The 12,452-nt window shown below is 63.7% G+C and carries 16 protein-coding genes; 12 read left to right on the forward strand and 4 right to left on the reverse strand.

Annotated elements, in window-relative coordinates:
- The first annotated feature begins 8 nt into the window (after positions 1-8).
- The 9 genes from Q9316_RS20630 to Q9316_RS20670 all read left to right on the forward strand — a co-directional run bounded on the left by Q9316_RS20630 (position 9) and on the right by Q9316_RS20670 (position 5,495).
- Positions 9-953, forward strand: a complete 945-nt coding sequence (locus Q9316_RS20630) for a substrate-binding domain-containing protein (RefSeq protein WP_306035616.1) — start codon at positions 9-11, stop codon at positions 951-953.
- Between the two features lie 50 nt (positions 954-1,003).
- The gene (locus Q9316_RS20635; protein WP_306035617.1) at positions 1,004-2,209 is read left to right on the forward strand and encodes an NAD(P)/FAD-dependent oxidoreductase; all 1,206 of its coding nucleotides are present in this window, start codon (positions 1,004-1,006) and stop codon (positions 2,207-2,209) included.
- Positions 2,206-3,036 carry a sugar phosphate isomerase/epimerase family protein gene (locus Q9316_RS20640; RefSeq protein WP_306035828.1) on the forward strand — a complete coding sequence of 277 codons (831 nt, stop codon included), beginning with the start codon at positions 2,206-2,208 and terminating at the stop codon, positions 3,034-3,036. Before Q9316_RS20635 ends, Q9316_RS20640 begins: the two co-directional genes overlap by 4 nt.
- A 274-nt stretch (positions 3,037-3,310) precedes the next feature.
- Positions 3,311-3,514, forward strand: a complete 204-nt coding sequence (locus Q9316_RS20645) for a cold-shock protein (protein WP_306035618.1) — start codon at positions 3,311-3,313, stop codon at positions 3,512-3,514.
- Between the two features lie 182 nt (positions 3,515-3,696).
- Positions 3,697-4,011 (forward strand): YkgJ family cysteine cluster protein, encoded by a 315-nt coding sequence (locus Q9316_RS20650; RefSeq protein WP_306035619.1) that lies wholly within the window; start codon positions 3,697-3,699, stop codon positions 4,009-4,011.
- A 335-nt stretch (positions 4,012-4,346) separates the two neighbouring features.
- Complete coding sequence (locus Q9316_RS20655) at positions 4,347-4,556, forward strand: cold-shock protein (protein ID WP_306035620.1); 210 nt, start codon at positions 4,347-4,349, stop codon at positions 4,554-4,556.
- A 130-nt stretch (positions 4,557-4,686) separates the two neighbouring features.
- Positions 4,687-4,974 (forward strand): cold-shock protein, encoded by a 288-nt coding sequence (locus Q9316_RS20660; RefSeq protein WP_306035621.1) that lies wholly within the window; start codon positions 4,687-4,689, stop codon positions 4,972-4,974.
- 41 nt (positions 4,975-5,015) lie between these two features.
- A complete protein-coding gene (gene rpsU / locus Q9316_RS20665) occupies positions 5,016-5,261 on the forward strand; it encodes a 30S ribosomal protein S21 (RefSeq protein ID WP_306035829.1) in 246 nt (81 codons plus the stop codon).
- A gap of 33 nt (positions 5,262-5,294) precedes the next feature.
- Positions 5,295-5,495: a hypothetical protein gene (locus Q9316_RS20670; RefSeq protein WP_306035622.1), complete on the forward strand. Its 201-nt coding sequence runs from the start codon at positions 5,295-5,297 to the stop codon at positions 5,493-5,495.
- Positions 5,496-5,633: 138 nt separating this feature from the next.
- On the opposite strand, the gene Q9316_RS20675 is transcribed toward Q9316_RS20670, so the two are convergent.
- Both Q9316_RS20675 and Q9316_RS20680 read right to left on the reverse strand, forming a co-directional pair.
- On the reverse strand, positions 5,634-6,668 hold the full coding sequence (locus Q9316_RS20675; protein ID WP_306035623.1) for an urea transporter: 1,035 nt from the start codon (positions 6,666-6,668) through the stop codon (positions 5,634-5,636).
- Positions 6,669-6,790: 122 nt separating this feature from the next.
- The gene (locus Q9316_RS20680) at positions 6,791-7,237 is read right to left on the reverse strand and encodes an Rrf2 family transcriptional regulator (protein ID WP_306035624.1); all 447 of its coding nucleotides are present in this window, start codon (positions 7,235-7,237) and stop codon (positions 6,791-6,793) included.
- Positions 7,238-7,383: 146 nt separating this feature from the next.
- Here Q9316_RS20680 and Q9316_RS20685 point away from each other — a divergent pair, with 146 nt between their 5' ends.
- Positions 7,384-8,211: a LysR family transcriptional regulator gene (locus tag Q9316_RS20685; protein ID WP_306035625.1), complete on the forward strand. Its 828-nt coding sequence runs from the start codon at positions 7,384-7,386 to the stop codon at positions 8,209-8,211.
- Positions 8,212-8,284: 73 nt separating this feature from the next.
- Positions 8,285-8,464: a hypothetical protein gene (locus Q9316_RS20690; RefSeq protein ID WP_306035626.1), complete on the forward strand. Its 180-nt coding sequence runs from the start codon at positions 8,285-8,287 to the stop codon at positions 8,462-8,464.
- A gap of 48 nt (positions 8,465-8,512) precedes the next feature.
- Here the strand turns inward: Q9316_RS20690 and katG are convergent, their stop codons facing one another.
- Positions 8,513-10,687: a catalase/peroxidase HPI gene (katG, locus tag Q9316_RS20695; RefSeq protein ID WP_306035627.1), complete on the reverse strand. Its 2,175-nt coding sequence runs from the start codon at positions 10,685-10,687 to the stop codon at positions 8,513-8,515.
- A 167-nt stretch (positions 10,688-10,854) separates the two neighbouring features.
- On the opposite strand from katG, the gene Q9316_RS20700 reads away from it, so the two are divergent.
- Positions 10,855-11,751: a hydrogen peroxide-inducible genes activator gene (locus Q9316_RS20700; protein WP_306035628.1), complete on the forward strand. Its 897-nt coding sequence runs from the start codon at positions 10,855-10,857 to the stop codon at positions 11,749-11,751.
- A gap of 18 nt (positions 11,752-11,769) precedes the next feature.
- On the opposite strand, the gene recX is transcribed toward Q9316_RS20700, so the two are convergent.
- Positions 11,770-12,324 (reverse strand): recombination regulator RecX, encoded by a 555-nt coding sequence (gene recX, locus Q9316_RS20705; protein WP_306035629.1) that lies wholly within the window; start codon positions 12,322-12,324, stop codon positions 11,770-11,772.
- Between the last annotated feature and the right edge of the window lie 128 nt (positions 12,325-12,452).

Here is a 12,452-nt window from a genome sequence, read left to right on the forward strand (position 1 = left end):
AGGAAGACATGAAATCCATGTACTTGGCGGCTGCTCTGGCCGCCATGATGGGAAGCGCTGCCTTTGCGCAGACCATCGGCGTTTCGATGCAGAGTTTCGACAACAACTTCCAGACGCTTCTGCGCGAGGGCATCAGCGCAAGGGCTTCGGAGGTGAGCGGCGTCACCGTGCAGGTCGAGGATGCCCAGACGGACATTTCCAAGCAGCTCAACCAGGTGAACAATTTCATCGCCGCAGGTGTCGATGCCATCGTCATGACCCTGACGGATACGTCCGCGGCGCCGGGGATCAGCGAGGCGGCGGAAAAGGCAGGGATACCGCTGGTCTATCTCAACCTCGAACCGGACAATGCCGGCAAGCTGCCGGAAAAGCAGGCCTATGTCGGCTCCAAGGAAACGGATTCCGGCACGCTGGGCGCGGAGGCGGCCTGTTCGCTGCTGAAGGAGAAGGGCAAGGCCGGCGACGCGCAGGTCTATATCCTGATGGGTGACCTCGCCCACCAGGCATCGCGCGACCGCACGAATTCCTTCAAGGAAACGATCGGGGCGGGGGACTGCAAGGGCGTGACCATCGCCGACGAGCAGTCCGGCGCCTGGACGCGCACCAATGCGATGGACCTGACGACGAACTGGATCACCGCCGGCCAGCCGATCGACGTGGTCTTCGCCAACAATGACGAGATGGCGATCGGCGCGATCCAGGCCCTGAAGGCGGCGGGTGTCTCGATGGAAGACGTGATCGTCATCGGCATCGACGCCACCCAGGACGGCCTTGCCGCCATGGCGGCCGGCGATCTGGACGCCACCGTGTTCCAGAACGCCAAGGGCCAGTCGGCGAGCGCGGTGGATGCCGCCGTCGCGCTGGTGCGCGGCGAACCGGTCGAAAAGCAGGTCTGGGTGCCCTTCGAGCTCGTGACGCCGAAGAACATGGCCGATTACGCCAGCAAGAACTGATCCTCCCCGCCGGCGCGTCCGCGCGCCGGCCTTTTCCCCCAGGAGAACGCATGAACGGGATCGTCATCATCGGTGCCGGGGAAGCCGGCACCCGCGCGGCCTTTGCCCTGCGCGAGGCGGGTTACGGCAAGTCCGTCACGCTCGTCGGCAGCGAGCCGCATCTTCCCTATGAGCGCCCGCCGCTTTCCAAGCCGCTGGAAGGCGCCGTCCGGATGAAGACGATCTGCTCGGCGGATATGCTTGAGGCCGCCGGCATCGCCTATCTTGCGGGATTGTCGGCGGTGCGTATCGACGCCGCCAGCCGTTCGGTTCTCCTGAGCGACGGGCGGACGCTCGCCTATGACAAATTGCTGCTCGCCACCGGTGCCCGCCCGCGGCGACTTTCCTGCCCCGGTGCGGATTATGCGCTCGATTTCCGTTCCTTCGCCGATGCCACGGCCATCTTTTCCCGCGCCGCAGCCGGCAGGAGCGCCGCCATCATTGGGGGTGGGCTGATCGGCATGGAGCTTGCCGCCGTGCTGCGCGGCAAGGGCATGGCCGTCACCATCGTCGAAGCGGCTGCAAAGCCGCTTGGCCGCGCCGTGCCGCCGCGTCTTGCTGCCAGCCTGCATGCCCGGCATGTGGAGGAAGGCGTGAGATTCCACCTCGGACAGGGCGTTGCGGAAATCATGCCGGACGCCGTTGTGCTCGCGGACGGAACGAAGGTCCCGGCCGATATCGTCGTCTCGGCCATCGGCGTCGCGCCCGATACCGTCCTTGCCGAGGCGGCGGGGCTTGCCATCGGCAACGGCATCCTGGCGGACGCTTTCCTGCGCACCAGCGATCCGCATATCCACGCGGCCGGCGATTGCGCCGCCGTCGCCCAGCCGGGCGGCCGGCATGTGCGTTTCGAGAGTTGGCGCAATGCGCGCCACCAAGCCGAAACGGCAGCGCGGAACATGGCGGGAGCCAGCGAGGCCTTCGTCGCAACTCCGTGGTTCTGGTCGGATCAGTACGATCTCGGCCTGCAGGTCGCCGGCCTGCCGCAGCCGGAGCATGAATGCGTCGCCCGCCCGCTCGCAGATGGCGCCTTGGAGTTCAATCTCGACGGCGGTCGTCTCGTCGCTGCTGCGGGTCTCGGCATCGGCACCAGCCTCGCGCGGGAGATCAAGCTGGCGGAGATGCTGATTGCGGCAGGCGTCCATCCCGAACCCGCCATTCTCGCCGATCCGGCGGTGAACCTAAAGGCGCTCCTCAAGAGCGCGCGGGCCGCCTGATGCAGAACCTGCTCGTCTTCCAGTCCCTCTGGGCCATGGAGCGCCGGCATACCGATGGCCGCGAGCGTAGCCTTGCGGAGAATGTCGCGATGATCGCGCAGGCGGATTTCGACGGCATCAGCGCGCATTATACCAACCGCGCGGATGTCGTCCGGCTGAACGAGACCATCCGGGGCACCGGCCTGAAGGTCGAGGGTGTGTGTTTTCCTCGTACCGTCGAAGACCTGCGCCTGCCTCTTGAGCTGGCGAGTGAATTCCCCGTCAGCCATATCAACCTGCAGCCCGATATCCGCCTGCGCCGGGTGGAGGACTGTCTGCCGCTGCTCGATGGCTGGATGCGGCTTGCCGGAGACGTCGGCATTCCCGTGTTCATCGAGACGCATCGCGACCGGATGACGACGGATCTGTTCTTCACGCTCGATCTGCTCGACCGAAGGCCCGACCTGCCGCTTCTGGCCGACCTGTCGCATTTTCTGGTCGGCCGGGAGTTCTCCTTTCCGGTGGAGGAGGAGAACCATGCGCTGATCCGGCGCATTCTCGACAATGCCCACGCCTTTCACGGCCGTGTCGCCTCGCGCGAGCAGGTGCAGATCGAAATCTCCTTTCCGCACCATCGTCCCTGGCTCGATCTCTTCCTTAATTGGTGGGACTACGGGTTTCGCGCGTGGCGCAGGCGCGCCGCGACGGATGCCGCCCTCGTCTTTACCTGCGAACTGGGGCCGAAACCCTATGCCATCACCGGGCGGGACGGCAACGACACGACGGATCGCTGGGCCGAGGCCCTCATGCTCCGCCGGATGGTGCGCGATCTCTGGGACGCCATCTGATCGGCCTCGATTCGGCGGCAAATGCCAAGGCACGCCGCAGTCGGAGGTTCGATAGCCGCACCCTCTCCTCGGGAGGCGGTTCAGGAAGAGAGGTGACTCCCGGTCACCTCTCTTTCGCCTTGAAGCCCATCGGGCGGCGTGGCAGCGGCAAAGAAAATACGTTGGTGTCGCCGTTAGCGCAGAAACCGTGTGTAAATGCGTTGCGAAGAAGGCCGACACGCTTTAGGCTTATTTTGAAGCGGCAAGTCGCCGTGAAAGCAACGAGGATGTGTTTATGGCCACTGGCACGGTTAAGTTTTTCAATGGAGACAAGGGTTTTGGCTTCATTACCCCTGAAAACGGAGGGGCAGACGTTTTCGTGCACGTTTCCGCTCTGGAAGGCGGCAGCTCGCTGCGTGAAGGGCAGAAGGTGAGCTACGAAGTCGGCCAGGATCGCAAGACCGGCAAGTCGAAGGCCGAAAACGTTCGCGTGCTTTGATATTTCAATCGCTCGAGGCGCAGGGATCGTGATTTCGGTTCGTCCGACATGATTCCTGTCTGATCCTTGAGGACGATGGCCGCCGTGATCGCCACGGCGGCTTTTTGTTTTCGGTCCGGCGCTGCGCGGTGCGCGTGGTGGAAATTTTGCGGATTTCCGGGGCCTGTGCTAGGAACCGCTCCATGACATCACCCAGCGATTTCGATTGCCAGACCTGCGGTGCCTGCTGCTCTTATTCATCGGACTGGCCGCGGTTTTCCACCGAAAGCGACGCCGACCTCGACTTGCTGCCGGCGCGTTTCGTCGCGGCGAATGAGCAGGGAATGCGCTGCGAGGGCGAGCGCTGTTCCGCTTTGGCCGGCCGTGTCGGCTCGCACACGTCCTGTCTCGTCTATGACATCCGTCCGGATGTATGCCGCGCCTGTCTTCCCGGCGACGAGGCGTGCCTGATCGCCCGCCGCGCCTTCGGAATGAGCGCGCCTGCATTCGTCCCTTGATCGCGGGGAGGGGTCGGCTCGACGACCGAGGCGGCGAAGGAGCGCCCTCTCAAACAAATTCCCGGTAAAGGCTTCGAAAAGCCGATTGGAAAGTCAATATTTTTCAAGGTCATGCAATTGATTAATTGAGAAATTTTCAGTTTTTTCCGACTGAGGGACAGGCGTTTTTCGATTATTCTCCTTGCGAAATACGTGAAAGTAACTATCTTCCATCTATCGAACTTTGCTTGTGACCTTTGTCTACGCCTACGCGGCCCGGTCAGAAATCCTCTCATCGTCGATCTACATGTGGTGGCCATTCTGGCCGCCTCTCCAACGATTGAAAGGTAATCGTTATGAATTCAGGCACTGTAAAGTGGTTCAACAGCACCAAGGGCTTCGGTTTCATTGCTCCGGACGACGGCGCAAATGACGTGTTCGTGCACATCTCCGCCGTTGAACGCGCCGGCATGCGCTCCCTCGCGGAAGGCCAGAAGGTAAGCTTCGACATCGTGCAGGACCGCAAGTCCGGCAAGAGCTCGGCTGACAATCTGCGCGCTGCCTAAGGAATTGTCGTCCCTCTTCGCTGACCACGGATGTACTGGCAGCGTCGATGGCGAACGACGGAAGAGGTCGGGGTAATGCCCGGCCTTTTTGTTTCAGGCACACACGAAGATTTGCGCAAGGGAGTTTGCTATGGGCCGGGCAATCTATGCCGTCGGCGACACGGTCAAGCTCAGGGCTGATCCGTTTCGCCAGGCGAGCAGCCACGGAACGGGCCGGATCGTCGGCATCCTGCCATCCGATCACGGCGAAGTGCAGTACCGCATTCGCCTCGGCGAGGAGAATTGCGAACGCCGTATCCTCGCCAGCGATATCGAGGCGTCGGACACGGTGGCGGCACGACCGGCCGCCGAGTCGCGGTCGTCCTCGGGCGGCAACGAGCCTTGGTTCAAGCCGTCCAGCATTCGGATCAAGAAATAATCACATTGAGCAGCGGTTTTGCTGCAAGGGAAGGATATAGTTTGCAAGTACTCGTCCGCGACAACAACATCGAGCAGGCCATCCGCGTTCTCAAGAAGAAGATGCAGCGCGAAGGTCTCTTCCGCGAAATGAAGGCGCGCAGCGCCTATGAGAAGCCTTCTGAAAAGCGGGCTCGCGAAAAGGCGGATGCCGTCAGGCGCGCGCGCAAGCTGGCCCGCAAGAAGATGCAGCGGGAAGGCCTGATACCCGGCCCCAAGAAGAAGCCGCTCAACAGCGCGCGCGGTTGATAAGACGAGCGCCACGCAAGAGAGGAGGCGATGATGACAGCCACAAGGCAACAGTTCTTCAAGCCGACAAAGGTGAGTGCCGAGAAGAAGGCGGCGGAGACGAATTCCGTCGCCCGCGGCATCGTTGAACAGGAAGCGGCAGCACGGGAGAAGAAGACGGAAAAGCTTCGCGCGATGCGTCTGGCCAAGGAAGCCGCCGACCCCGCGCCGCAGCCGAAGCAAAAGCAGAAATAACGCCGCGGTCAAGGCCGCGCGCCTGTTTCACCGTGCCCGTTCCCTTCTTCGCGAAGGCCACCCTGCTGTCGGCACGGTGGCCTTTTGTATTCTGCGGACGAGGCGCCGGGTGCCGAGGCCCGGCCGGCAATCAGGATTTCATGACGACTGGCTGGCGAGATAGCGCGCGCGGTTTTCCTCGGGCGTCGTGGATTGCGCCGGAGGCACCGGTACGAGCGCCTTGAACGCGCCTTGTCCCAGTAGCATGAGCCATGTGACGAGGACGAAGGACGAGGTCAGCGCCGGCATTCCCAAGGGAGACAGGAACGTCGTGATCGATACCCAGAGCCAGCTTGCAACGGCCGCGCCGAACAGGGCGTAAAGTAGGCTTCGCCACGTCAGGACTAGGAAAACGCCGCCGAGCGCCATGGCCGTCAGGGCCGAATTATAGCCGAAAAGCCCGTCCCGCACCGCCGTTTCCGGGCCGCCATATAGCGCGGCGATGGCCGTTCCCGCGATCGCCCCGAGAAGGCCCATGGCGGCGCAGATGCGGGAATTGACGGCGATGCCGGCCAGAATGACGTAGCCGGTGATCCAGTTGTCCTGGAAGAATATCTGGCCGATGGACGTGCCTACGCCCCGGTACCAGGTCGAGAAGACATAAGGCATGGTTTGGGTGAAATATTCCGGCGAGACGGGCTTGCCCATCGGCCCGGCGTCGAGCGCGTCGAACTTCAGGATCGCGAATAGGAAAAGCCAGCCCACCAGCACGAAAGGCATGGTCAGGGCCGCGATTCTGTGCGGCGCAAGGACCGCGGTGATGCTGGCGAAGGCCATGGTGGTCATGGCGGCCGCACAGATGAGATAGGCGAGCATGGCGGGTGACGGCACGGCGCCGCTGCGGAAATCCTCACTGGTGAACGCAACCAGCGCGAGCGCCACGAGGGCGCCGTTGAAGCCGTAGAGGCCATCGCGCAGGATCGCCCTGTCGGCCTTGAGGATGACGGCGGTGGCCGTGCTTGCCGCGACGCCGAGGACGCAGATCGCGGCATAGATCCAGGAATTCAGCGCGACGGCGGCCAGAATGATCAGGCCGGAGAGCGGATTGTTCTGGAAAACGACCTGCCCGATGCCGCGCAGGGACCAGTCGACAAAAGACAGGAATGGGTGATCCCGAAAGCGATCCACCTGCAATGCTCGTAACTCCTCGCTCGGAATCAGACGGTAACGGAAAGCCTTCTCTATCTCCATTCGACGCGGCGCGCGATATGGCATTCGGCGCGTGATCGTTGGAAAGGGAGAGTGCTGGGGGGCGTTTATGCCGCGACGGCCCCGATGCCGAGCAGCGGACCGAGCAGGGCGCGGTTCTGCACGATGTCGGCGAGCGTGTATTTGTCGAGAACCGCGAGGAAGGCAGCGAGCGCCTCGTGCAGCATGCCCTTCAGCCGGCAGGCCGGCGAGATCGCGCAGGCCCGCGCGCCCGCCTGCATGCATTCGGCAAGCGAAAACTCCTCCTCGGTCGCGCGCACCAGCGCGCCGACGGAGATCTCTTCCGGCGCCTTGGCAAGGCGGATGCCGCCAGCGCGCCCGCGCGTCGTCTCGATGAGTTCGAGATCGCGCAGCGTCTGCGCCACTTTCAGGAGATGGTTGCGCGAAAGCCCATACGCCTGCGCCACGTCGCTGACCGTGCACACCCCGTCCCGCCGCGAGGCGACATAGATGAGCATGCGCAAGGCATAGTCGGTGTGGAGCGTCATTCGCATCGTGGTTGCGCTTCTAATAAGAAGTATGAGGAGTGCCACTTTAATGGGTGCCCTCCCCAAGGGAAAGCGCGATTTCGTCGCAGTCCTTCAAGAGGAACGGTCAATGCGCTATGACAACAAGAAAATTGCACTGAACGGGGGTGTTCATGGATATCGACCGGGCCCGAACCTTTCTTGAGATCGTCCATACCGGCAGTTTCCTGAAGGCGTCCGAGCGGCTGAACATCACCCAGACGACGGTGAGCGCGCGTATCCGCACGCTGGAGGAGGCGCTTGGGCGAAAGCTCTTCGTGCGCACGCGCAACGGCGCGGCGCTGACACCGGCCGGCCGGGAATTCGAGCGCTTCGCACAATCCTTTGTCCAAGTCTGGGAGCGGGCGCGCCAGCAGCTTACCGTGCCGCCGGGGCGCACCAGCGTCGTGGCGGTCGGCGGGGAAATCAGCCTGTGGAACCCGTTGCTGCTCGACTGGCTGGTCTGGATGAAACAGCAATGCCCCACGATCGCCATCCACGCACAGGTGGGCGTTCCCGATCAGATGCTTGAACAATTGCGCACCGGGGTGCTCGACGTCGCGGTGCTCTATGCGCCGAAACTGATACCGGGCTTCAAGGTCGATCTGGTGGAGGAGGAGCAGCTTGTTCTGGTGCGCAAGGTCACCGCTCCGGGGGAGGGCGACGGAACGGACTACGTCCATGTCGACTGGGGCCCCCAGTTTGCCGGACACATGGGGTCCGCCGAGCCGGCGCTTCAGGTAGGCTTCGGCTTGCTCGCACTCCACTACATCCTGCGGACTGGCGGCATGGGCTATTTCCGCAAGGGAACGGTCGCGCCCTATCTTGCGGCTGGCGATCTCGAACGGGTGGAGGGTGCGCCCGAATTCACCTATCCGGCCTATGCCGTCTATCCGGAGGCCGCCGAGGGGCGGCGCGACGTGCAGGACGCGCTTTTCGGCCTCAAGCAGGTCGCGCACTGAGAAGCAGGCGCGCCACGGAACCACGACGAAGCAGCCTCGTTAAGCCTGTATCTTCAACGGAGAACAGGACGCCATGGAGAAAGAGGCTGAAATTCGCAAATCGAAGGATAACAGCGGCAGGGACAGCACCAAGCCCGGCACCATCGTCGCCGGCCCGGAAGCGCATGCGCGCGAACGCAAGGGCGCCGATCCGTCTGCTAAGAGCACCAAACCGAAGGACGAGCCTGCGGGAAAGCCGGCAAACCGCTCTTGAATTCAAGGAGCCTTCCCCCGATCGCCGGGGGAAGGCTTCGGCCGTTGTTTAGGCGGCCAGATCGAAACGATCGGCGTTCATGACCTTCGTCCAGGCGGCAACGAAGTCCTTCACGAACTTCTCCTTGTTGTCGTCCTGCGCATAGACTTCCGCATAGGCGCGAAGCACCGAGTTCGAACCGAAGACGAGGTCGATGCGGGTCGCCGTGTACTTGGCCGCGCCGGTCTTGCGGTCGCGGATTTCATACAGGTTGTTTCCGGTCGGAACCCACGAATAGTTCATGTCGGTGAGCGTGGCGAAGAAGTCCGTCGTCAGCGCGCCGACCCGGCTCGTGAAGACGCCATGCGCGGTGCCGGCATGGTTCGTGCCGATGACGCGAAGCCCCCCGACGAGCGCCGTCATTTCCGGCGCGGTCAGGCCCATGAGCTGGGCACGGTCGAGCAGCAGCTCTTCCGGGCTTACCACATAGTCCTTCTTCAGCCAGTTGCGGAAACCGTCGGCGAGCGGCTCGAGCGGCGCAAAGCCGTCCGCGTCGGTCTGCTCGGCGGTCGCATCGCCACGGCCTGCGGCAAACGGCACCGTGATGTCGAAGCCAGCGGCCTTAGCCGCCTGCTCGACGCCGTGGTTGCCGGCAAGCACGATGACATCCGCAAGGCTCGCGCCCGAGGCACTGGCGATCGGCTCCAGGACCGAGAGAACGCGGGCGAGACGCGCCGGCTCGTTGCCTTCCCAGTCCTTCTGCGGGGCGAGACGGATGCGCGCGCCGTTCGCGCCGCCGCGGAAGTCCGAACCGCGGAAGGTGCGGGCGCTGTCCCAGGCGGTGGCAACGAGGTCCGCTGCCGAAAGGCCGGACGCGGCGATCTTCGCCTTGACGGCCTGAACGTCATAATCCGTGCGGCCGGCCGGGATCGGGTCCTGCCAGACAAGCTCTTCCGCCGGAACGTCCGGGCCGACATAGCGGGTCTTCGGGCCCATGTCGCGGTGGGTCAGCTTGAACCAGGCGCGTGCGAAGGCATCCGAGAAGGCGGCGAAGTCGTTGCGGAAGCGCAGCGAGATTTCGCGGTAGATCGGGTCCACCTTCAGCGCCATGTCGGCGTCGGTCATCATCGGAATGGTGCGGATCGAGGGATCCTCGACGTCGACCGGCTTGTCTTCCTCGGCAATCGTGATCGGCGCCCACTGCGATGCGCCGGCCGGGCTGTGGGTCAGCGTCCATTCATGCTTGAACAGCATTTCGAAGAAGCCGTTGTCCCACTTCGTCGGCTCGGACGTCCAGGCGCCCTCGATGCCGGAGACGACCGTGTCGCGGCCGATGCCGCGGCCCCGGGTGTTCATCCAGCCGAGGCCCTGGAATTCGGGACCTGCGGCTTCCGGATCGGGGCTGAGATTGCCCGCGCTGCCATTGCCGTGCGACTTGCCGATGGTGTGGCCGCCGGCCGTCAGCGCGACGGTTTCTTCGTCGTCCATGCCCATGCGGGCGAAGGTCTCGCGCATCTGCGCGGCCGTCGCCAGCGGGTCGGACTTGCCGTTGACGCCTTCCGGGTTGACATAGATGAGGCCCATCTGCACGGCGGCGAGCGGGTTTTCCAGCGTCGCCGGATTGGAGACGTCGCCGTAGCGGCCGTCGCTCGGCGCGAGCCACTGCTTCTCGTTGCCCCAGTAGACGTCCTTTTCCGGCGCCCAGATGTCCTCGCGGCCGAAGGCGAAACCGAAGGTCTTCAGGCCCGCGACGTCGTAGGCGATCGTGCCGGCGAGCGCGATCAGGTCGGCCCAGGAAATCTTGTTGCCGTACTTCTTCTTGATCGGCCAGAGCAGGCGGCGGCCCTTGTCGGTGTTGACGTTGTCCGGCCAGGAATTGAGCGGGGCGAAGCGCTGGTTGCCGGTGTTGGCACCGCCGCGGCCGTCGGCGGCGCGGTAGGAGCCGGCGGCGTGCCAGGTGACGCGGGCCATCATGCCGACATAGCTGCCCCAGTCGGCCGGCCACCATTCCTGGCTGTCGGTCATCAGCGCGCGCAGGTCCGCCTTCAGCGCCTCCACGTCCAGTTTCTTGAGCTCTTCGCGGTAGTTGAAGCCTTGGCCAAGCGGATTGGTCTTGCTGTCGTGCTGGTGCAGGATGTCGAGGTTCAGCGCGTTGGGCCACCATTCCATGACGGAGTTGCCGAGCGCGGTGGCGCCACCGTGCATGACCGGACACTTGCCGGTGGTGTTCGTCTTCGTATCCATTTGGTCCTCCAACGGATTTTCTTCAATCTACAGGACACTGGAAAGCCTTTCGCGGGCACGCCTTCGCAGGCGGCGTCGCCCTGTGGCTCTTCCGAGTGCCCGAGGAGTATCAAACCCTATCCATAAATTCCAATTGTAAATTCTAAAGTCTCCGATATGGTTTTCTTATGAGCGGCCTCTCCATGAAACATCTTCGCTATTTCGATGCGCTGGCCCGGATCGGCCATTTCGGCCGCGCCGCGGAGGCCTGCGCGATTTCGCAGCCGGCGCTCTCCCTGCAGATAAGGGAGCTGGAGGACCTGGTCGGCGTTCCGCTCGTGGAGCGGGGCGGGCGCCGCATCCGGCTCACCGGGCTCGGCGAGGAATTTGCCGAGCGGACCCGCGCGATCCTGCGCGCCGTGGACGACCTCGAAGACCTCGGGCGGGCCGCGCATGGTCCGCTTTCCGGCCGGCTTCGGCTCGGTATCATCCCGACCGTCGCCCCCTATCTGCTCCCGCAGGTCATCACCTCCCTCGCTCGGCAGTTTCCGGGCATCGATCCCCGGCCACGGGAGGCGGTCACGCAGAAACTGATCGAGGATCTGGCGGAGGCAAGGCTCGATGCCGCCATCGTCGCCCTGCCGGTTTCAGAACCCGCGCTGGCGGAAATTCCGCTTTTCGAGGAGGAATTCGTTCTGGTGCGGCCGCTGGAGGATGCGGACAAGCCGGTTCCCGCGTCCGACAGGCTTCACGAAATGCGCCTGCTGCTGCTCGAGGAAGGTCACTGCTTCCGGGATCAGGCTCTTTCCGTCTGCAACATCACGACGTCATCGGCGCGGGAACTGATGGAAGGAAGCTCGCTTTCGACGCTCGTGCGGATGGTTGGGGCGGGCATCGGCGTGACGCTCATCCCGCAGATGGCCGTCGATACGGAAACACGCACGTCCTCGGTCTGCGTGTCGCGGCTCGCGGAGCCGCGCCCCACGCGGACGATCGGCATGGTGTGGCGCAAGACCAATCCCCTGGCGACCCAGTTCGCCCGCATCGCCGACATCGTCCGCGACGTCGCCGAGGCGGGGCGCTGAACGGTTTCATCGGAAGACCTATAGACCCCGGCCCGCATCCAGGATTTCTTCGGCCTCTTCGAGGGACATCGCGAGGACGGCCTTGCCGATCTCGAAGCCGAAGCCGCCCCGCGCGAAGGCCGAAAGCTCCTTGGCCTTGCGCTTTTCGTCCCAATCCACTTTGCGGAACGGTCCGAAGGCGCGCTTGCGGGCAAGGACGACGGCCGCGAAGAGGTCGTCGATCTCCGCTACCGCCGCAGCCGCCGTATCTTTCGACACGCCCTTCTGGGAAAGTTTTTGCGCGACGGCGCGCCGGGACTTGCCGCTGCGCATGCCGGAACGGCTGCTCAGTTCGGCAAACGTCCGGTCATCGATTGCCTTGACGTCGTAGGCGAATGCCACGGCCGAATCGGCCAGGGCCTTGACCTGCGCATTGCTGATGCCTTCGAATTTCTCCCGCGCCTTGCGCGCTATGGCGTCGAAGAGCTGCTTTTCCGTATGCATGCGCCGTTCGAGGCGGTAGATCGTCGAGTTGCGCGCCCAGGAAAGCATGCGCGCGGTGGGCCTGTCGCCCTCGGGCTGTTCATCCTGCAAGGTCAGTTTGATCTCATCCGTTCTTCATCGCGATTTGCAGGAATGTAGTCCGAGCGCGTGCGGAAATACAGGCCGGCGCCACCGGCTGACCCGTTCGCGGATTTTTTCCCAAACAATGATTTCTATTA

The sequence above is a fragment of the Shinella zoogloeoides genome, assembly GCF_030733845.1.
Lineage (GTDB): Bacteria > Pseudomonadota > Alphaproteobacteria > Rhizobiales > Rhizobiaceae > Shinella > Shinella zoogloeoides_C.